Raw genomic sequence first — 22,687 nt, 5'->3', positions numbered from 1 at the left:
AAGAGTCGCTATTTGGCATCAACAACGACTGCCATATATAGCGCTGTGAGACATAGTGAGCCTAAGAGACCTTTATCTTCTTATTTTAAAAAAGAATGCAAGTCAGCAAAAAGACGGATATGATCCCGCTGAAGGATATGCCGTTGAAACCTCCTTTGAACATAGAATTGCGGAAGCTCCTTCTGATGATTTCCCTGCCGTCTAACATTTAACTGTATATACCCAGCTCCGCGAGGATTTCATCATTAGCCTACGACGATCTTACCTACAGCAACATGAAACCGGCACGCTACGCCCTAAAATAGGCTTCTGATAGGCAGGCTTTCGCATTAAAGCTGAAAAAAATTGCTTCTGAAAAAGTAATTGTATATTTACACAGCAATGCCTGCCATAAACCACGACCCTCTATGCCGAAAAAATTACACCAATTCTTTAAGACATTTACCTTGGCAGTATTTGTCATTTTCTGCTTCGTCTATTTCCAAAAACCTCTCAATGCAGCGATCACGAAATTTTTGATGAGCGATCCCAAATACAACGAGTGGAATTTGAAACTGCTGGTATTCCTAGCTTTCACCTCCCTGTGCACTATTCTTTATTCTAGTCTTATAAAGCCGAAGTATCTTCCATCCAAGACAGAACATTTTTTTATCGCCATCTCTTATATTGTGCTTTGGTGCTACCGCCTAGATTACAGCGGGCTTGACTGGAACCTTCATGTTTTTTTTGAGAATGGATTTTACGATGTAAAATATTTGGACCTGCCCATTGCGCTGATTACTGCCTTTTATCTTTCCTGCATATTAAACGCCTTGCTGGCTACCAAAAAAAAGCAGTCTTCTGTGAATTTCCTTGTAGGAGATGATCCTCTTTCAAAACAAGAAGAGGACAGGCTCGACCATGCTTCAACTGTTGGCAGGCTTACCGAGATACTGCTTAATGAACAGCATCCAAAATCAATAACCATAGGCCTTGTCGGTCCTTGGGGAAACGGAAAATCCAGCGTCATGCAGATGATAAAAAGCAGCATTGAGTCAAGCGATCCCCATAAAGGCGGAGAAATAATCTCGATTCAGTTCCTGCCGTATCTAAATCACAATGAAAACGACATCATCAATGAATTCTTTACTACACTGAGTAATGAGATTGCACCCTACAGCGGAAGGCTTTCCAGCCAGCTTCTTGACTATTCACAAAAACTCACGGACCTGTATCAGAATAAAAGCATAACCAGTTTTCTGGAAAACCAGGTTGCCAATTTCTCTAAGCTATCAGCTAGTACTCTTTACAGCGATATAGATGAAACTCTCGGCAGAATCGACAAAAAAATAATAATCTTCGTGGATGATCTCGACCGCCTGAGCCCGACTGAAATCCTGCAAACTCTCAAACTCATTCGAAATACCGCAAACTTTAGAAACACTTTTTTCATCGTTGCAATGGACAAGGAATACGTAGTCAAAAGGCTAAGAGAAAAGGGAAACATCTTGGACACAAGGTTTGTAGACAAATTTTTTCAGCTTGAGGTATACCTGCCTGAAATTGATAATACAGTCTTAAAAAATTATTTTATTGAAGAGCTTCTCAAAGCCAATCCACTGAGTCCTTCACCAGATAATTTTACGCAGCTTCTTGATGAGGCCCTTTCGAGCCCACTTATCCTGTTCGAACATTATGTGAAAAACTTCAGGGATGCCAAAAGAGCTGTAAATCAGATCAGGTATGACCTTTCCCTTTACAAGGAAGACTTCGCATACCTCAATCTCAAGGACTTCATAAACTTCACTTTTATGAAACTCAAATTCCCTAGTGTCTTAAAGCAGCTCAATGACAATATGGGTGACTATTTGGAAATTGACAAATCACAAGAAGGTGTCTACAGACTGATCAAAAATGAGCCGGCCGCAGAAAACCTCACCCCTGAGCAAATTAATGCCCAGATTTCTGACACTCTTTTTACGGAAGAGATCGCTAATATAAAAGAACTGAAAAAATATATAATATACCAGAAGATTCTAGGCGGCAGAAAGAAAAACAACAAGCTTGGACTCAAAATAAACAGAAGCGACAAAAAACTGCTCATCAAAACTCTCGCCTTTTTATTTGGGGAAGAAAACCATATTGAATCCCAGGATTCCATAAGATATATTAATAATTTCCAAATGCTCGCACAGCAGCGCATTTTTTCCAATTACTTCAAACAGGCAGAATTTGAAAAGTTGCACGCAATCGGCTATGAGCTCCTGAAGCCTGAGCTTGGACAGATCGAAAAAGATGGAAAGACGCCGCAGCTGCTAGACCGCCTGAAATACTTTGCGTCCAAAGATCCCGAAAAACTTAAAAGAACCATTGAGTATTCAGTCCTGTTATATGAAAACAGTGCCTTGAAGGGCAGATATGATAACGAAATCTTCAGGCTGATCAATAAATTTACCGAAGAACTTCACAAACTTTCAGAGGATAAGCAGCAATACAAAGACTGGATAAATGAAGCAATATTCACCAACAAATCCCTCAAGCCCGAAATGCTCCTGAACCTGGTAGAGGCTATATGGAGAAACAGACACATTGAAGAATTGTGGCATTTTGATCAGCCGCAGTTTGCCTCCATTGCTGCAAAGATCTATAAAAATTATATGGCCTCTTATACCATACCCGCTACATATGACAACAATATAAACAACATATATCATGCTTATAACCAAGTTAAGGATATTGCCCGGGAAGAGGCCAACGAAACGTTTAAAGATTTCTGGCAGGGGAAAAATATAGAATTTTTATGCATGCTGATGACAGATCTGGAATCAGCTTTGTATACGGTTTTCAAGATTTCAAGCTTTGCTACGGAAATTTTTGGAAGCAAGTCCGATTTTATTAGATTCGTGGCATCTCATCAAGACCACGGTCTTGAGTCCGTGAAGGAATTCCTTGCCTTCTACAGGCTTCTTGAAATAACAGGACATTCATCCGCGCTGCTTTATGATTTTTCAAAATCTAAAATGATGAAGAAAAAAGTGGATGCGAATGTGTCATCATCCGCATCAGGAGATTTTCCGCATCAGAGCCACGCCCCTCAGCTCATTGTCAAAATAACGGACATAGAGCTTGGCGGGAGATTTCCTTCTGCGGTTTCCTATTCCAATAAATTCAAGGCTGCTTCATTCATTTTTCAGGAAGAATTCTACCTGAAGATAGATATATTGGAGGAAAACATCGATTACTGGGTGTCCAGAATCATTGACAAGCTTATTGCACTGGATTCGGGCCACGCGGCTTTCGATTATCAGAACACCGAAATACAGGAAAACACCAAAATTTACATGTCCGCTGATAATTATATTGAATTTGTCTCCATCAAACCAAAACAGGAAAAGATAAAATATATCGAAGAGAGCGGTGGGCTCGCCCCTTAAACAACTGCTGCTTAAAACAGTTCCTTCAATTAGGATTGACTTTCTCTACAAGATTGGGTCAATCCTATCTTTATGCCCCACAAAATAAGATCTGCATCCACAGTTCCGCGCTCAAGTCCCTCCTTTTTCCTTTTATTCAATTCCGTCGATTTATGTTCTGCAAAGAGTCTTGTTCTTTCCTATAGAAAATAATGCATGGATCATACAATCATTCTTCGAATTTTAAGCAGTCTTTAGTCCTGCTGATGCTTCTTCCCAATTTGCCCCCTATCTTCAGACGCTTATTTGCCCCTGTCTGTTCTTTACATTCCTTACATTCCTTGTCTTTTACGTTTCTTTAAGGCAATGCAGAAATAAACTTTCCTTCCATCTTTTGCCTTCTAGCTCTTCGTTCATTTTCATTTTCCTTTCAAAGTCACAGCAGAGGGGACACACATAGGCTGTTTCCATGCGAAACGGTTAAAAGGGCAGCCAAGATAGTGTGCCCCGGATGCTGCATACGCATAACGGCTCAGCCTCGCTCCCGCCCTTCGGGACTTATAGCACTCCGCATCCTTTAGCGGCCCACTTGATTCTTGCTTTCTTTTTTCCCGTTTTTTCTTTTGAAAATAATTTTGGGAAAGGGAAAGATAATCGGATAACAGCAACCCTTAAAATTTTGGAATCATGGAAATCATTGGAAGACTCACAAAAGATGCCGTAGTGGCAAAAGCGGGAAAAGAAAGACAGGTGGTCAATTTCTCAATTGCCGTCAACGACAGCTACAGAACCAAAAACAGCACCGCGCGTGTAAGAATTGTAACCTACATCGAATGCTCCTATTGGCTTTCGACAGGAGTGGCGCAGTATCTCAAGAAAGGCACAGCCGTCGAGCTTTTCGGGCGCATCGGGCTCAACGTGTATATCGGAAACGATTCCCAGGCACATGGAAGTCTGACCTTTCACACCAGCAATATCAAGATAATCGCTTTTGTCGGTGATGCCCAAAAATCAACAAATGCCACTGGCGCTGTCCTAGAGCAGCCATCTGGGAAAGAACCCGACGATCTTCCTTTTTAAGAACAATTGCAAATGTATAAGCCTAAAAAAAACGAGTTATGAAAGCCTTTGAAAAATCTTTATACGCCGAATACCCTGTAATCAGGGTATTCAATAAAATCATTCTCTCTGATCTGGATTCCTATCAAGGGAAGAAAAAAGAACAACTGAAATCCTTTCTGGAAGACCTGCAGAGAGGCGGATGCATGAGCGGAATGATCAGCGAGTTCATCTATCACGCTGACTGCAGAAAATTCTATATCGAGCATCTTGACGATCTGGAAAACATCCGCAAAGAAATCGAGGACTCTGTAGGAGTGGTTGTAAAAAACTGCCACCGCCTGCCCCACTATACCTTTATGTGCTGGCTATGCTTTGAGGAATACTGCTTTGACATTTACACAAACACTTTCGAAAGATAACGCATCAGCCTAAAATCCCTGAGTTATGAACGGTTCAGAAAAATTCAAAACAAGAATAGAGGTTTTCCTTAAAGAGAAAGCCCTATCGGATGCCCTATTCTCTCCCATGCTGGAGAAACCCTCAAAAAATCTCGAAAGCTGCCTTACATACATTATTGCAGAAGTCAAAAAAACAGGCCTCTGCGCTTTTGACGACAGCGAGATTTTTGACATGACAGTAAAATATTATACGGATGATACTATCGGCACACCGCCAGAAATAAAATGCAGAGTCGTGACAGATCAGCCCAAGCAGGCCGATTTGTTCTCCGTTCCTTCCCCTGTGGCAGAAAATGCTGCAGAGAAAATTCCCTCCCAAGAAACTCGCCTTGCTGTCCCAGCACTTAAGGAAATCCCAAAAACGGCACAGACCGCCCTGACACTTTTTGACTTATGACACCTAAGACTATAATCGAAAAAGAGATTGCCGAACTAAGCCAGTCTCTCGCACCCTTGACCCCGCAGATGCAGGCATGGGCGGAAAAAAATATATTCCTTAAATGGGGCGTGCTCTCAAAAGGCAGGTTCCACTGCCTGGACTGCGCCCAATCTTGGAAACCAGACCCAAAAGACCCTTCTTGCGACAAATTCACCAAATGCAAAGCCTGCAGGGGAGCACTTAAAATGTTCGGGCGCAATCAGCCTGACTTCAGGAAAATTGAGTACTCTGCGGTTTTGGACACCAAAAGCTCCTATCAGATCGTGCGAATCATCTGCTCGCATAAAAAAATGAAAAAAAAAACGTCTGCCCGTCTACTGGCACAAGGAAGTGATGCAGCACTGGATAAATCCGAAAGGGGAAGTGAGAACCATGTCGCTGAGCTGCAACGTGTTTTCGCAGGCCTATGACGCATGGAAATATTACTCAGAACTGGAAATGCGTCCAAAAAATTTCCAGAACTCTCCAAAATTCCGCATTGCGCCTTTCGGAATCTACCCAAAAATGAAAGTGGCAGACGCTCTTAAAAGAAACGGATTTAAAGAGGCATTCTACAATATCGCACCGCAGATCCTTTTTCCAGCCCTGCTGAGGGATCCCATTGCAGAAACGCTTTTGAAAACCTCGCAGTCTTCTCTGCTCCACTATTATCTGCACTCTTCAGAACAGCATATAAAACAGAACTGGCAGGCATTGAAAGTCTGCCTTAAAAAAAACTATTTAATCAATGATTATCCTATTTGGGAGGATTACATAGCCCTGCTGAGATGGTTCAAAAAAGACCTGAGCTGTCCGCTGTACGTCTGCCCCGAAAATCTGTGGGAAGCCCACCACAGGCTGATCATCCGAAAAAGAGCAATCCAAAAGAGAGAACACCTCCTGCAGATGCGTTCTGAGACCCTGCAGGCCCAGAAATTATACATGGAGGAGAAAAAAGCTTTTTTTGGATTGTGTTTCAAAGACAAAAATCTGGCTATTTCAGTGATTGAAAATGTGCAGGATTTCATGGACGAGGGCGATACCCTGCATCATTGCCTTTTTACCAATGAATACCATAAGAAAAAAAACTCGCTTATCCTTTCTGCAAAGGTGGACGGGCATTCGGTTGAAACTATTGAAGTTTCGCTCAAAACTTTGGAGATAATCCAGTGCAGAGGCATGAAAAACAATTCTTCCGAACATCACAAACGGATTATGGATCTTGTAAGCAGGAATCTCAATCAGATAAAGGCGCGGGTGAAAAAAAACAGTCAAAGACCTGAACTTGCATGAAACCGGCTTCCTGCCGGTTTTTTGCATTTTAAAGATGCGTCCCAAAATGATAAAAAGCCCGCCTGCCTGCGGCCGGCGGGCTGCAGTACTGCCAGAAAACATTTCCATGCAGTAAATCCCGCAGGCATTTATAGCCTTCTTTTTTTATGAAACATACTTTAATGCGCAATATAATTTCTGCTGCAGATATCCAATAAAATTCTTACTTTCGAAAAAACTTTCTATAAAACCCAAAACCCTTACAGTTAAAATTATATATCAGATCAATGAACTATCCCCAGCTGTATCTGCCGCACGATTTTTTACGTAATATCGACAAGATCTTCCCGCATCCGATGAAACCCTCAAGACCGATAGCTCCCCAAAAGCCTTCAACGTTTGAACTGATAAAAATGGTGCTGCCTGTGATCTGCATTGGATCCTTAATGGTTTATGCAAAGCATGTCTACATGGGAATGCTTTTTATCCTTCCCTCAATTTTGATTTATTTGCTGTTTTCCAGCTCGGAAAAAAAGAAATACGACAATGAATTAAGTCAGTATGACAAAGCAGCTTCCGCCTACCCAAAACTGCTTCAGCAGTACAATGACGAGATGGAAATTTTGAAGGTTGATGCCCAAAACTACCAGGAGTATAAAAGAAACATTGAAAATGGCATCATACTTAGCAGGGCTGCCCTGCATTCTCCCGCAAGGGACTACAAAAAGGGAAAAGCGCATGATTATTTCAAAAGTTTCCTGTACCGGTCTTTCGGCTCAAAAATTATGGAAAGCGTCTCCATTGAAGACACCGGCTACAAACCTTATTACAGCGCAGTATCAAGGCCCTATGTTACCGATTTTGCCTATATCGACCCCTATATCAATTTAAGGATCGACATAGAGATTGACGAGCCTTATGATTCTGACAGCAAAAGTCCCATTCATCTTGACGACCGCGCCCGTAATGCGTTTTTTACCAAGAATGGCTGGGTCGTCGTACGGTTTGCCGAAGAGCAGGCTGTGCTCTATCCCGAGCTATGCTGCCAATATCTCGATGGCATAATAAACGGATTCTACAATAATGTCCAATCCTTGAAAGATTTCAGGCATAATGTTCCCGAGGTCAAAAAATGGGATTCGCGCACTGCCGCAATTCTCATCTCAAAGGACCACCGAGACACGTACCTCAACGGCAGAGTCTATTATAAATTATAAAAAAAACAATATGGATATTGCTTCGTTTCTGGCATTAAAGGAATTTGACGGCATAGAGAAAAGAATCGGCGATGTGCAACAGCAGATGGAGCTCAACCGGTTTAATCTCTTTACCATTTCCTCCTACAATGCCTATCTTGAAAATTTTCACAGCGACGTGATCAAGCTCCTGCTGGATCCTCAGGAACGTCATGGGCACCACAATGCCTTTTTAGACCTATTTCTAGATTATCTGATTTTTTTGGGCGCCCAGATAGACAAAAGCCACTACGGGCTCTGCCAGGTCACAAGAGAAAAAGGAAAAATTGATATCTGGATCACCGACAGCACCTCAAAAAAAACAATCATAATTGAAAATAAAATAAACAATGCAGGAGATATGGAAAACCAGCTTGAAAATTATTACAATTATGCCCAGAGCTGCGGTTTCCAGGTTGATAGCATCATATATCTTACCCTGCATGGCAACAAGAATGCTCCATGGACAGACAACCTGGAGCTCAACGCAAAAATTTTGAACCTCACAGCCTTTAAAAACAATGACGATTTATGCCGGGGATGGCTTCAAAAATGCTACGAAATATCCAAAGACGAGCACTCGCGCTCATTTATTTTCCAATATTTAAAACTAATTAAACATTTATCCCAGCAAGGCATGGACAGAGAGATCAAAGAAGATTTTTATAAGATCATAAGCACAGACAGCGGTTATCAAAAAGCAAAAGCTGTAGCCGCACTGGTTGCAGGATTAGACGAGTACCGCACGGATCTTCTGCTTGAAAAAATAAACGGAGACTACGCCCCCTTTAAAAAAATATACCGATACCGCCCAAACCATCAGCTCTTCGAGAGATATTATGACAATGATATTCTTTACAAAATTGATGTGCAGCTGCTATCAGGCGGAAATGCGCAGATTGATTTCTGGAATCCGGGCCAGGATCACCAAACCCAGAAGCACAATGTATCTGAAAAGCTGAAGTCCATAGGCCTTTACGAAGAGTTCGAACATGGCGGAGCCGGAGGAGGAATGTATAAGTTTTTCGATTCAGATGCCATAGGCTCCATTGAAGAGGTTGACAGCGAGCTTTATAATTATTTGATGGCGCTTTTCAAAAAGCTCCGCTGAAAATTCATCTTCGAGATCCAGCTTTCAGCAAATGCATTTCAAAGCCAAAGCGCAACCCGGCTTTGCGGATGATCAAAAGACCCGGCCATTGATGCTGCATACTATTCTATTTTTAAAAATTTAGTCTTGCCCTTATCATAAATCAGACAGCATCCTGCAGTGAGCGCCTTTTTTACGCAGCGGGTATAGCCCTGCGGATCTGTTATGACCAACGTCTTTTTGCTCTCATCAGGCAAAAGCTCCTTAAAATCAGTATCACCCTTGAACTGCATTGCTGTAAGCTCCGCTAATGAACCGAGATCTGGGTTTTCCCATTCTTTTCTCAGTTCAGTATCCACAGCCGCTATCTTTTTTACCCCGACTGGACCAACCAGCCTGTACAGCATGGCCTCCAAAAACATCTTGTATTGAGGGGTATTGAGGGATCCCGAGACATCAACATATACTGCTTCTATTTCCTGTGCATAAAACAGGGCCTGTTCTCTTGAATCCAGATTATCTTTCGCAGCACCTTTGCCCTGATTGGGTTTTGCTATCAAGGCTGAAAGCTGTTCTGTCAGCTTATAGGCGTTATCGCCGTCGGGCATGATCTGGCCCATATAAATGCTTCGTTCGGGAAATGCTAACGGCATATTTTTGCTCACTGGACCGTAATTCACCAAAACGACAAGCGCATTTGGCAACGCGGCCGCATAATCGTTCAACGCCTCCATAAAATTCCTTCTGCTTGTGGATTTATGCTGTTTCACCTCAATAGCGGCAATATGCCTTTCAGGTGAGCTAAGTGTTCCAGCGGGGAGGATCCTGTAATCAGGCTGGATGGCTGCTTTTCTTTTCGCACTGCTAGGATTTGCAAGCAGACTTCTGACTTCCGACCAAAGCTCAAGCACATCGTCTCTGGTTTTTATCGTAGCGATGTGTGTATCTTTGAAACTTAGAGCAAGGATACCCTCTTTATGGTGCAGCTCAACCTCACACCCATCAAAGGCCCTATCGATTCTGGCCAGAATCCAAGTAGCATACAGTTCATAGCGATGCTTCCAGAGAGGAAGGCTCAAAATATTAAGAAGCTCTTCCACCAGCTTTTCTTCTGCAATAGTGGCAATGTTCTTGTTCAGAGTCGAGATAAATTTCCTCAGTTCAGCACAAAGTCCCACGAATCTCATATTGCGCTGGATTTCCTGCATCTTCTGAATTTCCTGGATCGTGCCGAAGAGCCTTTCCAGAAAAAATGCGGGCCAATGGTCAAGAGCCACCTGACGCAGCAGCTCCTGATCCTCCAAAACATTCCTGTCGCGGTCAAAACCACCGTTGCTCAAGGAACTGTTTTTCAGTTCTGTAAGCGTCTTTCCATATTTGCGGCAGGAATTCACAAAAGACCTCCAAATATCCATCAGGATGGCTAGATAATGGTCCAGATCATCATGCCCGGTGACAGGAGCGTCAATATCCGGCTTATTGAAAAACGCCTCCCTGCCGTCGGGACGGTATGCCTCGATCCAGCCTCTAGCCGAAGCATCTTCTATAGCAGGCCTGCCTTCCTGCTTAAAAATAGCATACAGACCGCTGAGCTGATTGATAGTAATTTCATAAACTGTCACCTGCCTCTCCATAATTTGGAACTGCTTCAGCCTCTCTCGGAAATTTTGCAGATCAAACCCGATATTACCAGACTGCTGGCCAAAATCAAACTTGATCTTGATATTCTCCTTCGCATACTTTGCCTCATACTTCTCAAAAAAAGCGCAAATCTCCACCATCATCAGGCTGTAGGGATGGAATGCCTGAAGCAGGACCTGGAGAAAAGTTTCCAAACCGACCCCGCCTGCCGCAAGATTTTCCTCGATGCTTCCGTGATTGCTTCCTATACCCAAGAGAGAATAGAGATTAAGATCTGTATCCTTTGAATTGAAGATTTCCTTGTCGTAATATTTTATGTCGATGCCTCCGCTCTGTTTTAGAAATGTCCAAAGCTGCGCCGCATTTTCAATTATTATATCCTTTGTTTCTGCACCGTTATTTTTCTGGCTCATTTGGCTGTAATTTGTTAAAACTGCAATTTAGGGTTTTCTTGTTTTTCCTCCTCAATTAACAAAGCTGATAGAGCTCCTGCCATTTGGCAGAGATTCGCAAAAACTCAAATATCAATACTTGATCATTGCCTTTATAAAATCTGTCTTGCTTTGGCGGCTCTCGAGAATATAAGAGTCATGAATGTCTCTGATAAATTTTGACATATCGTGGAATCGGAATTCCTCCGGATCAAAACTTGCCTCCATTTCTTCTAAGTACCAGTTTTTATGATCTTTGCCTGCGTCTCTGCCTTTGATCATATCCAAAAACTTTTTGATTGCGCCAAGACCGTTTACTCGTTTGTCTATTGTATTGAGCACCTTCTGCGCCTTGAAAATTTTATCAACGTATTTGCGTTCCAATTCAAATACATTCATATTGCCCTTTTTGAATCTTTCATCGGTTGCATCAGTAGAGTCTCCAAAAATCTGCTTGTAGTGAACTGTCCCCGGAGCACAACCAGAATTGTGCTGCACTTCTATCCCAATGACCTTCCTGCCTTTCTTTACGGGGCTGAAAAACATCTTTTCATTGAACCCCGCCACATAGGGATTCAGATGGAATTCTTTGGTAAAAGGAATCTGTCCCTTATTATCGGTGCCATTGCAGTCAGTGCCGCACGGCACAAGATTGTACATACACAACACCAGCATTGGAAATTTTGCCTGGCAGAAAAAGTGGTCGAGCACATGCCCTCTTGCAGTTCCCCTATTTCCTTTCTCATATTTAGCGTTCTCTAGATTGCAGTAAGGGCAGGAATGGACAAAATTATGGGTCCTGAAAAATTTTTTTGCCACGTTTGCAAGCTCTCCATAATCATAGGAAATTGCATAAGTCAGAATTGTGATCTCACATTCATTAAACCTGTTTGTGAGAGATTTATTCTGGTCGTATAGGTCGCTGGCAGGCCATAAAAGCATCTCTTTAAGCCCTTTTGAATCATACTTCTCAAGATCATCCAGATAATCCAGCAGTCCCTGGAGGTTAAATTGTTTTAATTTATTATTGCCATTGCGGTATTTGTCGATAGTGTCCATATAATGCGGCGTATGAAAAGCTTCTTTTTTGCCGTGCTTCTTTTTTTTCTCTATCAGAAGGATTATTCTCTTTGTAGTGTGCTTGTAGCTTTCTATTCCATTATTTTTTATATCCCTTGAGTGCCCCAACAGATGCTCGAGAGACAATTTAAGATGGCCTATTCTTCTTTGCAGCGGGCCCACCATTACTGTAGTATATTCTTTTTCTCGAACAGAAGCTTTATCAATTACTATCTTTATCATGGGATTTTTTAAAGGTTCTAAGACTCGTTTTTAGATAAGGGTCACCTATCATCTCGATGAAATAATCATCCTGCTCTGCAGAGTTTCCGCTGTCTATTCTTTCAATGAGGGAGGTGATTTCCTGTGATGCAAAATCCCCCATCAGGGTATCCTCCAAAAAGAAGCTGTCTGCAAGCAGATCGTTTATGTTGGCTGCGAAACTTTCTCCTGTGCTGGGCTTCACCACTGAATTTCCTTTTTTGCCGCGCTCCAAAAGAAGTACATTGCATGCAGGTATGTCCGAAAGTATGAAAGGCGAGTGGGTCAGGATGCAGATATTTATAGATTTTATACCACTTGACCCTTTTAGATTCTCAAGCGAGCTGACCATGCTCTTGACCAAAGCGCGCTGCATCTGAGGATGATAATACAGTTCCACTTCATCCAGCACGATGTTTACGTTGGAATAGGCAGCCCTTTTCGAGGAAGCGCCTTTTTTCTTAACATCTTTATCTTTAGGATGTATCGACTGTATATTATACAAGTGGTATAGGATCGTGTTTATATTGAAAATCGATTGCTGCTCTCCCGAGCTCATATCACTGAGTTTGATTTTAGTACTTTTGTTTTTGGTGTCCACAAATTCGAAGTCAATATTAAAAAAACCAGGAAGCGCAAACTTGATGATGTCCTCAGGCTTGGCCTGCTCAGCTTCTTTACCAAAGAGCTGCAGGTATCTCTTGAATTTCTCTGAGGCAACTGAAATTGGCCCATATGCGTTACCATTGCCCCAGATTTTATTATGCGAATCGGTATTGACAAACTTCAGATAATTAAGCGTCCCGTCAATCTTTCTCATTATATGGCTTTTGTCGGTAAAAATATTTCTTTCAAAAATCCAGTCCTCCTCACCATTATCTTTTAAAAAACCATAGCTATCAGAAATTTTTGAAATTTTCTTATTAAGATATTCAAACGCCACATCAGAGTAGGCTCCCTTGGCTTGTCTAAGATTTAGGCCACTTCTTTCCTTTGCAACCCTTAACGTAAGCTGATCGATATCTTTTAATCCAGGGCCAAGCTTTGGCGTAAAAATAAATCTGGTAACCTTGTATCTGTCAAGAAGCAGATTATCATCGCTATTGATCAAATTATAAGCCAAGTTTGAAAGTAGGCGCTCACGGGAAAGCTTTAGCTCGTCGTTGATATTGAAATTCCCCTCATGGCGCATAGGATTGATCACAACAGGAGTCCTGTAGCCATCGTTTTTATGAAAGAGCTTGTTGATCCAATGCCCAAGGTTTTTTGAATTCAGGCTGTGGTGCGAGTAGTTAAGGCTTATAGTATAAAAAAAGTCATTCAGACTGAAATTCTCCAGTGGAAATTTTGCCCCGTCCAATTTCTGGTCAAATCTGGAATGTTCCACCTCTCCTCCCCTGCAGAGCAGCTCCCTGATTTCTCCCCCTGTTTCATAAAGCACCGAAACATTAAATGACTCGTCAAGAAGAGATTCCTTTGCTTTTTCCTGCTCAATCTCAAAGTCCAAATCAGAGATTCTGTTCTGAAGCTGCGCTGATACATGTTCGTAAATTTGAGGGAGAGAAGAAAAACGCGACGCATTGATCTTTAGTTCGTTCTCCCTTATAATTTCGAAGATATACACTTCAAGATTATCAATTTTCTTTGTTTTTTCTGCGTCTAATTTTTCAAACCCTGGAAGCTTGGCCGCATGAATGAGTGATCTGCGGTGCTGTTCAGCAGTATTTTTCTGATATTGCAGATACCCAAAAGCTTTATTGAGAAGGGGCTCTTCTCCTTCTGATGGTCTTGTTGCAGTCAGATATATAGCGTAATAAAACAGTTCAAAAATGGTGCTCTTTCCAGAACCGTTCTTACCTGCAACTGCAGAAATATTAAGCTTGATGCCATTGCTTAATTTATATAAATCCTTTACGCTGTGGAGTTTTTCAATTGCAGTTACATTTGTGATTTTTTCATTTGCTTCCGTTAAAATATCGTAATGCTGATAAAATTGAAATGGAGTTCCCAGAGTAAGGCTTTTGGAAAAAGCGCTGTTGCAACCGCTAAGGGGAATTATGGCAATTAATTTGAAATCATTCATAATTTAGTATTGGTGCTGCCAGTAAAGATAAACTATATGATCATGGATCCTATTTCCAGAAAAGAATCGATTTAATTATCTATCTGGCTAATATTTTAAAAGTAAGTTATAGTAACCATTGGTGTGAAAAATTACAAATCGAGTGGTTTTCTCTCCATGCAAGCCACATTTATCCTCCTTCTTATAGAGCTTCTAATTAATAAAAAGAGTATCTGAGAGATTTTCCCTGCTTATGAATGCCGAAATAAACTGATGCACCTCATTGAGCCGCTCCCCAGAAGTCTCAAACGTATTGATATGATATTCCTCATCCTGATCCGAGATATGGATAATCTCCGTGTAACCTCTAGAAATCAGGCTTCCCTTCAGCTTAATGATATTGGCCTGCTCGCGTGGACCCAAATCTTTCTTCACTTTTAGTCGTATTGCTTTTTCCATAAAAAAGATTTGAATGCTGAATATTCAGCGAAGATATAATGTATCAAATATAATTATTTGCAAAATATCTGACAGCCTTTTATAGTACTTTAACAATTATGGCAACAAAAAGAAAACTGAACAAACGACACTAAAAGCTAATATTCATAAAGCATTAAAAGCTAAAAATGGCACATCGGCAAATACTAATGCAGTTTGCCAAAAGTCAAACTCAAAATACTGGTAATCAATTAAAAATTTCCAACAAAAAAAACAACATTGAATTTTCAAGAATAAAAACAGGTATTTCCACCTATTGCTGATAGTGCTGGAACGTATATCTTTAAATCATTTTAAAAGAAATCCTTAAAGAGCATATTATTATCGGAATATATAATCATGCCTCTAAAGCCTCTATGGAGAAATACTACATGCCATATTCATTCATGCTCCAATATATGACCATCATTTTAGCGTAAATCCTTATTTTAATCATTAATAAATTAAAAATAATTTTAACGTAACCACTTGCAATATGATTAACGTCACCTCCAAAATTTTCAGATTGATTATCCTACCATTATTTTTTTTCCACAATGCTTTTGGCCAGACCAAGACCACTACCCATACTATAGAATTCACCGGAAGCGGGATTTTGACTTCGCCTCCCCCGCAAATAGTAAAAGATGATGAAAAGCTTGCCTTCAAGATAAACTGTTCACAGGACTATTTGCAAAAAAGAATCAAAGATGCCATTGAAGTTTATCTTGTTGCAATGGGAAACATCCAGAATAGCAAGACATATCAAATCATTGATGAGGATAATACGCAGATCTTTAAGGTGCGATGCGCAATGGGCAAGGAAATCACGTCCGTACTTGATTACCTTTCGGATGGCGACAAGGCAATCATAGAAGAGCGGCTTATTTTTTTAGATTATGACCAGACCTGCAAAACGGACGATATGTTGAAATCATTAAAAGACACTACTATAGTCCCGCCCTTAAAAAACTTGATTCTGCCGGCATTCAGCCTCGATATCAGATACTACGACAAGCTCGGGCATGAGCTGAAACCAGAAACACTGAATTTCAAAGCCTCATTAGATAGTTTAAACAAGAGCCTGAAAATCAATATCATTGAAACAACTATGGCAAACGGTTACGAAACTGTAAAGTTTGAGCTTAGAGAAAAGAATTCTATAAATGCGAAAATTCAGGAGCAGCTGAAAAGGCCAGAAATCAACTACCAGCAGTCTGAGCTTAAAAAAGCCCTGAAAATTATAAAGGACAAAATGAATCCGCAGTTTATCGCTGATCTTGCCAGGCTGAAGGTGAGAGCGGATCATGGAGCACTATTCTTCAAGGATCCAACCGCAAATCCAGTAGACAACCAGTGGATACTAGCAAGCAACAAATCTCTTGGAGACCTTAACCAAATGGCAGAAGATATGCTGAATGAATTGCGGTCCGAAAATATCAAATCCTGGTTTCTTGATTGGATGTGGCTTACTAAAGGGCTGCCAACCACAAATCCATTTGATTATCAGGCGCAGCCCCTAATTGCGGGCTCTTCCAATGCTGAACCGGCAAAAGTGACCGAAAAGGAAAAAGCATTAGTGGAGACATTTGACGCCATGGTCGCAAAGGAGGCTTTTAAGCTGACATCCTTGAGCGGCAGCTTGGACAAGGATCTGGAAGTCATTTCAGGCATAAAGGCAAGACTGAAAGCAGAAAGTAAAGCAATTCCTGCAACCAACAGCTCTGACACCTATTGGTACAGCGGAATAGTAAAGATCACCGGCGAGAAGCAGAATAACTATATGATATCGCATGATGCTGCAGAAAACTATCTCCTAATGACTGATCCTTTAAAGGAAGTAACTGAAAAAGACCAAGTCTCAATTTTCACCCAAAACAAAAAAGAAGGGGATCCGACCAAAATTCAGGTAATTCCTACTGCTATTACGTCCGATGATGGACAAATAACAGAAGAAATCGAACCGACCTTTTCTTTTAATGACCAGGGAACTGCACCTCAAAATCCGGAGCTATTGCTTTTCCTGAAAAATTATCAGCTGTTTGAAAAAAAAATCGAATTTTTGCAATCGTTAAAAGTTGAGCCCAAACTGCCTGTACTGTTTGCCAAAAGCGCTTCACCAATCTATAAGACTGAGAATTTAAACTACAATACAGTCTTTGACGCGCCGCAACGCCTTGATTACACCTTAAGCACGGGAACTAAAGATGCCCCTGTAGAAGTATTCAAAGGAAATTTCAGGGTCAACAAGCTCTATAACGTACGCTTCAAGGCGGGAATGGTCTTCAGTAATCTAAAAATCAAGGACTACACAAAAAATTCAGACAATTCGTTCAGTCTAACGGAAGACCGGGCTGGAATAGACGGCACTTTTGGCGTTCAGATCTTTTTCTGCAAAACAGACATCAGGGATATCAATGTCTGGAAAGGAAAAGTATCACCTTTCCTTTATACAGGCTTTTCCATGAAGGATATCACCGAAAGTTTCTACCCAGGTGTCGGACTGGAAATATTCAGCGGTGTTTCTGTTGCCTATATACTGCATGTCGGGAGATCCGAAGTTCTGACCGGATCAGGAAATGTGCCTAGCCAAATCGAACATAAATGGGTAGCAGGAAGCGGCATATCTATTTTGGTCGATGGCGCTTTTTTTGTCAACCTCTTCAAATTCGGCAGCAACAAATCATTGTTTGAACTATAACCCGATACAAGATGATCTTACATGTGGAAGTGAATTATCGAATTGGCGATCCTGAAAAATATAGCTGGATCGAAAATCTATTGGCGGACAGGCTTTTGCCATTAGGCATTACCGCCTATACCTACATCAGTCCGAGCCAATTAAATTCAGGTTCACTAAGGGATGCCACAAATGACAGCGATCTGCAAAATCTTCTGCGCCAAGTAAAGCTGAGCTCTTCAATAAGAAAGGCAGCGGTGCAGCAAAACCAATCGTATATCCTACTGACTATAGCAACCTTGCATATCGACCAGGTTTTAGGAAAAATGTATGATCATACCGTCGCAACAAACACGCGTAATGGCTGCGCTGTCTTTGAATCAGAAATTATAAAAATTACAGGCCAATACGCAATACCTGTGCAGACCTTGATGGGGAAAACCATTCTGCATGAGATCGGACACTGCCTTAACCTTGTGCATGAGAGTGATCTTTTTATGATGTCCCAGACTAACCTTTTAATCGAATCTCCTTTACATCCAAAATGGCCACAGAATATTAGATTTGATTTTAACTCGGGAAATATCGATTATGTAACCAGATATCCAAACTTGGCAAAACCTGGAGGCAGATTAAGGGAATATTCAACTTCGGATGATTATAAAGCCAAAAGGATAAACGATAAATTGAATATCCAATTTGATAGCTTCAGCTTCACCGGGGACCTGAACTTTTTAAAAGGGGATATTATTGCCCTGAGCGTCATAATTTCCAATAACACACTAAAAAGAATAAAGCTTCCTCTGCCTCTGGGGCAGTATTCAAGAAACCTCTGCATCGAACTGTATGCCCCAAGCGGCGCATCCTTGGAACTGGATTTTAAAAAAGGCTGCGGTTTCAATAGCAGATATTCATTTCTGGATCCGGGATCAAAAAAGTATGTCTCGCTAAATCTGCACTGCAATTCCAAAGGCTACATTTTTGAGGAATCAGGCATTTATAAAATCCGATGCACAATCAAGAAATTCAAAACTAAAAATACATGGTACAGTTCAGATCTCACAGAACTGACTGTAAATGAACCTCAATTGAAAACCGAAAATCTTCGCTACAAGATATACAGTAAAAATATGCGTCAATTTTTAACAGGTAGCGCTTATAATAAGACTCAGCTCATCCGTGAATGCGGCAAACATTTCAAAGACGAAACCTTCACTGATTCAAATCTGCTTTTGCCCGTCTGCTGGATAATGGCATCCGTTTGGAAAAAAGAAATCGAGCTGAGCGAGTCTAAAGCTCATATCCAAAAAGCGAAACTGCGTTTGAAAAACATTTACGAAACAATACTCTCCAATGAAAGCAGCGCGGTCAAACGCGGCAAAATAGCCAAGGAATATATCCATTTAACAGAAAGTTTTTCAAATACCCATAAAAAGACAATGCAGGTAGAACCAAAAGATATTGAAAAATATGAGAATTTTAAAATACAGCTGCTTGGGCGAACAAATCAAAATGAAAACAGAAAAAAATATGAAGAAAAATTATCTTTTAACTAGTATTGCAATTTTCAGTTTTGTCCTTCTTTTGAGCTGCGACAAGGAAAATGAAGCAGAGTATGTGGGAGATGTATTATCGACAATCAATCTCCAATATCTCAATGCCGCAACAGGCTTGAAAGAAGACGTCCGAAAAGGAGCCAGTATAAGCATCTTTTACAATGATGCATCAACCCCGATCTATACAGGGAAAACTACGGCTTCAGGCATCTTCGCTTATAAGACTCCTGCAATAGGCAAATATAAAATTATGGTGAAGCAGACCGACACTATCATTCAGTTCAACTCATCGCTTGTAACAGATCTGGATGCCGATTCTTTGAGAGTAGACGAGCTTGGATACATTCCTTATTCCTATTCCAATAATTTTGAAATTGTTAGGGATTCAAAAATTGAGCTAAATTCAGAACTAAAACCTGAAACAACAGGCCTTAGACTGAAAGCAAAAGACGAGAAGGGTAATCTTCTTTCAAATGCAAAAGTCTGCCTTTATAACAACCTGAATTTTTATACTGCCAACTTTCCAAATTGCGGCGGAAGCATCAAATACCTGTCAACTAACAGCAAAGGAATCATTCTTCTTACGGATTTAGCAGCAAATACGACGTATTATGTGAATGCTAAAGGCAAAATAGGACTGCTGGAAATTAGTAATCATTATGACATCAAAGCCCAGACCTTTACCAGTGGAACAAACGGAGAAATAAAAGATGCCGATATTATACTTAAGTAGCCTTCATGATACTTAGAGCAGAACAAAGCGCTTCTTTTATTTTTTTATCCCCCATTCCATTCTTTGTATCCGCTCTGAGAGAAACAGCAGCGATTCCAGAATATCATTTTCTTCAGGAAAATGGCCCGTCACCATTTCCCTGAACGAAGAGCTGTAAACCTTCTTGAGCTGGTTCCATACAAGGGAAGTCTTGCTGAAAATAAGCGCATTTCGAGGATGCTCATAAATCCAGTCCTTATCGTTGGGGATAGCCTTGTCATCATCCAGTGCTACTTGGCGGAGCATACTGATATGGATACAAATCGCATCCCTTCGCTGACGACAACGATTTAGCGTCTTTATCTATTATTTTTTTTTAATAATCACCTTTGATTAGAGAATATCAAAATGGGCTACATCCCAGATGCTTAATCATATAAAACAAAAAAAAGGTTTCGGCTTTCAGAGCCGAAACCTTAAACTTCGCAGATCAGAAGTCTATAAATTTTTTTTAAATCAATTTTTCCAATTCCTCAACCCTTTCCTCTGAAATGCCTAATCGATTTGCCATTCTACTTAAAATTCGCCTCTCTTTTTCAGTGATTTCTCCATCATTTAATATCGCCTTAAACTCTTCGAAATATTCTTTTTCATTTTCTGAGAGGACTCCATAAGAGAGCAGATTCCTTTCCAACTCGGCAGATCTTTCTTTAGAAATTCCTTTTCTTGTTCTTAATCTCTCCAGAATAGCTCTTCCTTTATCTTCAATAGCACCATCATATTCAAGCATGAATTTCACCTCCTCCATATATTCTTGCTCGTCTTTATTTGAAACCAAAGATACTTCTGCTTTATTGGTTTCACTTACTGATCCCATATTCTCTTCCAAAAGATTTTCGACTGGTTCAAACTCTATTTTGATACTCCATTCAATTGATTCACTTTTATTGAATGTTTTTTCTACCAGTTCTTCAATACTTCTAGTGTTTTCCGAACTCATTTCACCGCTTACGCTGAACATATTGATACCAATACTTCCCCCAAGGAAATCTTTAAATGCAGACTTCAGACTTATCTCTTCTTTTTCAGAAATAGAATGATTGCTTTTTAGACTCCATGTTTCAGAATGTTGAAGTAAACTTCCTGTTATTCTCTGTTCATATAATCTTTGCCAGGAAGGTTCATTATTAAACCAAATAAGATTGTGGGGTAAATATGGTTTTTTCGTTGGATTATACCTCTGTGTTGTTGTACGGGTTGCTTGCAGATCTTCAGCCGCACCTTTATTACCGTCATAATTTGAAGTCGAAGAATTGTTAGAATTTCCATTTACTGTTCCACTATAAACTTTAAAACCTACTGAAACGCTCCCTGATCTTGAATCATTGTTATCAGAAGAACGCCTGTTTATAATAGAAGAACTCTTTTCGCTTCCCTTAACCACTTCTACTGTCATTGATTTTGCTCCAAGACATTGTATAAAGAATTTGAATTCGTCATACCTGTCCACAAACAATGAGTCCTCATAATCTGCATAGGGCATATAGGAGTTTTTCGTAAAAGGATGTACAATATACAATTCCTGTTCAATCGGGTGCCCGACAGGGAAGTTTACAGCCGATGGCAAATTAGATTTATCAAGCACCACAAATGCATTCGTTGAAGACGTTGTATACTCATTATCTACCGCAATTATCTTTCTTTGCTGGTAAGGCAGATCAACAAATTGATTATTATAATCCGGGATAAGCTTATCAAGTTCTTGCCTTATTTTCTTTTGCTCTGAATAATCAATAGTTAAGCAATATGCTTTTTTATAATTCGTGACAGCTTCGCTAATATTTCCAAATTCAGCATAAATCAAAGCCATGCGTTCATACGCTTCCTTATGGTTTGGATTCATTTCAACAGCTTTTGCCAAATCGACCAATGCCTCTTTGTGGTCTTCCAAAAAATATTTCGATACCCCTCTAAAATAAAAAGCTGAATCATAGTCTGGATCGATCTCAATTGCTTTTGTAAAATCTGCTATTGCTCCGAGATAATCTTTCAGACCTAATTTTGCAAACCCTCTGCTCTCATAAGCATGTTGGAATTCCGCGTTTATTAGTATCGCTCTTGTACAATCATCAATTGCACCTTCATAGTCATGCAATAATGCTTTTGCATAGCCTCTATCATTTAATGCTTCCAAATAATCTGGATCTATATCAATTGCTGCAGTAAAATCATTAATCGCCCCCTCATAATCTTGTATGTTATACTTAGCAGTCCCTCTGGCATAATAAAACATGCGGTTTTCCGAATCCAATTCTATCGTTTTTGTATAATCAGCTATTGCTCCTAAATAGTCCTGCAAAAAAGTTAACTTCACCCATCCTCTAAGAAAAAATGCAAGATCATCCTCGGGATTATCTTTTATAGCCAATGTAAAATCAGCTATTGCACCACTATAATCACCTGTTTCGACTTTGGATTCTCCTCTATGCTGTAAAAAATCTGGAATTAATACGATATCCTTGTCTAATTTTATTGCTTGTTCAAAATCCAACAGAACCCCTTCATGGTCATTTAGATAACTTTTTGCTACTCCACTGCGATAATGATACGACCAATCCAATGGAGACAAGTCGGCCGCTTTTGTATAATCGGCTAATGCGCCTTCATAATCATTTATTTCAAATTTGGCCCATCCTCTTTTAAAGTAAGCCGTATCATTCGTTGATTTTTCCTGAATTGCCTTTGTGTAGTCTGCTATTGCACCAACGTAGTCTTTTAAATCGTATTTATCATCACCACGTTCTGTCCATTCACTTGTTGTCATAGTTCTTTATTGTTTACAATAGTTGTTATACATTTCTGTAAAGCCTTATATTAGTAT

At 40.4% G+C, this 22,687-nt stretch carries 18 protein-coding genes; 12 read left to right on the top strand and 6 right to left on the bottom strand.

The annotated features are described in order from the left end of the window. Nucleotides 1–55 precede the first annotated feature (55 nt). The 9 genes from OLM58_RS13025 to OLM58_RS12985 all read left to right on the top strand — a co-directional run bounded on the left by OLM58_RS13025 (nucleotide 56) and on the right by OLM58_RS12985 (nucleotide 8,948). On the top strand, nucleotides 56–205 hold the full coding sequence (locus OLM58_RS13025; protein WP_264529244.1) for a hypothetical protein: 150 nt from the start codon (nucleotides 56–58) through the stop codon (nucleotides 203–205). Nucleotides 206–407: 202 nt separating this feature from the next. Then, nucleotides 408–3,413 carry a KAP family NTPase gene (locus OLM58_RS13020; protein ID WP_264529243.1) on the top strand — a complete coding sequence of 1,002 codons (3,006 nt, stop codon included), beginning with the start codon at nucleotides 408–410 and terminating at the stop codon, nucleotides 3,411–3,413. Nucleotides 3,414–4,079: 666 nt separating this feature from the next. Then, on the top strand, nucleotides 4,080–4,472 hold the full coding sequence (locus OLM58_RS13015; RefSeq protein ID WP_264529242.1) for a single-stranded DNA-binding protein: 393 nt from the start codon (nucleotides 4,080–4,082) through the stop codon (nucleotides 4,470–4,472). Between the two features lie 38 nt (nucleotides 4,473–4,510). After that, entirely contained in the window at nucleotides 4,511–4,873 is a 363-nt protein-coding gene (locus OLM58_RS13010; RefSeq protein ID WP_264529241.1) for a hypothetical protein, read from the top strand. 25 nt (nucleotides 4,874–4,898) lie between these two features. After that, entirely contained in the window at nucleotides 4,899–5,309 is a 411-nt protein-coding gene (locus OLM58_RS13005; protein WP_264529240.1) for a PcfK-like family protein, read from the top strand. After that, nucleotides 5,306–5,761, top strand: coding sequence for a hypothetical protein (locus OLM58_RS13000; protein WP_264529239.1), 456 nt, complete (start codon nucleotides 5,306–5,308; stop codon nucleotides 5,759–5,761). Before OLM58_RS13005 ends, OLM58_RS13000 begins: the two co-directional genes overlap by 4 nt. Nucleotides 5,762–5,855: 94 nt before the next feature. Beyond that, entirely contained in the window at nucleotides 5,856–6,623 is a 768-nt protein-coding gene (locus OLM58_RS12995; RefSeq protein ID WP_264529238.1) for a PcfJ domain-containing protein, read from the top strand. Between the two features lie 266 nt (nucleotides 6,624–6,889). Then, a complete protein-coding gene (locus OLM58_RS12990) occupies nucleotides 6,890–7,819 on the top strand; it encodes a hypothetical protein (RefSeq protein WP_264529237.1) in 930 nt (309 codons plus the stop codon). A 10-nt stretch (nucleotides 7,820–7,829) separates the two neighbouring features. Next, nucleotides 7,830–8,948, top strand: coding sequence for a PD-(D/E)XK nuclease family protein (locus tag OLM58_RS12985; RefSeq protein WP_264529236.1), 1,119 nt, complete (start codon nucleotides 7,830–7,832; stop codon nucleotides 8,946–8,948). Nucleotides 8,949–9,049: 101 nt separating this feature from the next. On the opposite strand, the gene OLM58_RS12980 is transcribed toward OLM58_RS12985, so the two are convergent. The 4 genes from OLM58_RS12980 to OLM58_RS12965 all read right to left on the bottom strand — a co-directional run bounded on the left by OLM58_RS12980 (nucleotide 9,050) and on the right by OLM58_RS12965 (nucleotide 14,840). Next, nucleotides 9,050–10,981, bottom strand: a complete 1,932-nt coding sequence (locus OLM58_RS12980; RefSeq protein WP_264529235.1) for a hypothetical protein — start codon at nucleotides 10,979–10,981, stop codon at nucleotides 9,050–9,052. A 111-nt stretch (nucleotides 10,982–11,092) separates the two neighbouring features. Beyond that, nucleotides 11,093–12,301, bottom strand: coding sequence for a hypothetical protein (locus OLM58_RS12975; protein WP_264529234.1), 1,209 nt, complete (start codon nucleotides 12,299–12,301; stop codon nucleotides 11,093–11,095). Next, the gene (locus tag OLM58_RS12970) at nucleotides 12,282–14,402 is read right to left on the bottom strand and encodes an ATP-binding protein (protein WP_264529233.1); all 2,121 of its coding nucleotides are present in this window, start codon (nucleotides 14,400–14,402) and stop codon (nucleotides 12,282–12,284) included. The genes OLM58_RS12975 and OLM58_RS12970 overlap by 20 nt, the downstream gene beginning before the upstream one ends. 192 nt (nucleotides 14,403–14,594) lie before the next feature. Further along, nucleotides 14,595–14,840: a hypothetical protein gene (locus OLM58_RS12965; RefSeq protein ID WP_264529232.1), complete on the bottom strand. Its 246-nt coding sequence runs from the start codon at nucleotides 14,838–14,840 to the stop codon at nucleotides 14,595–14,597. Nucleotides 14,841–15,384: 544 nt separating this feature from the next. Here OLM58_RS12965 and OLM58_RS12960 point away from each other — a divergent pair. From OLM58_RS12960 to OLM58_RS12950, 3 genes are read left to right on the top strand one after another with little or no spacing between them, the layout of a single operon-like run. After that, nucleotides 15,385–17,559 (top strand): hypothetical protein, encoded by a 2,175-nt coding sequence (locus OLM58_RS12960; RefSeq protein ID WP_264529231.1) that lies wholly within the window; start codon nucleotides 15,385–15,387, stop codon nucleotides 17,557–17,559. An 11-nt stretch (nucleotides 17,560–17,570) separates the two neighbouring features. After that, nucleotides 17,571–19,094, top strand: a complete 1,524-nt coding sequence (locus OLM58_RS12955) for a hypothetical protein (protein ID WP_264529230.1) — start codon at nucleotides 17,571–17,573, stop codon at nucleotides 19,092–19,094. After that, on the top strand, nucleotides 19,069–19,827 hold the full coding sequence (locus OLM58_RS12950) for a hypothetical protein (RefSeq protein WP_264529229.1): 759 nt from the start codon (nucleotides 19,069–19,071) through the stop codon (nucleotides 19,825–19,827). The genes OLM58_RS12955 and OLM58_RS12950 overlap by 26 nt, the downstream gene beginning before the upstream one ends. Before the next feature lie 36 nt (nucleotides 19,828–19,863). Here the strand turns inward: OLM58_RS12950 and OLM58_RS12945 are convergent, their stop codons facing one another. After that, the gene (locus OLM58_RS12945) at nucleotides 19,864–20,112 is read right to left on the bottom strand and encodes a hypothetical protein (RefSeq protein WP_264529228.1); all 249 of its coding nucleotides are present in this window, start codon (nucleotides 20,110–20,112) and stop codon (nucleotides 19,864–19,866) included. Between the two features lie 205 nt (nucleotides 20,113–20,317). Beyond that, nucleotides 20,318–22,630 (bottom strand): tetratricopeptide repeat protein, encoded by a 2,313-nt coding sequence (locus tag OLM58_RS12940; protein WP_264529227.1) that lies wholly within the window; start codon nucleotides 22,628–22,630, stop codon nucleotides 20,318–20,320. Nucleotides 22,631–22,687: the final 57 nt, after the last annotated feature.

Source organism: Flavobacterium sp. N502540, from assembly GCF_025947365.1.
Classification (GTDB): Bacteria; Bacteroidota; Bacteroidia; order Flavobacteriales; family Flavobacteriaceae; genus Flavobacterium.
The sequence above is the reverse complement of the archived record's forward strand: the minus strand, read 5'-3'. Positions and strand labels throughout refer to the sequence as shown.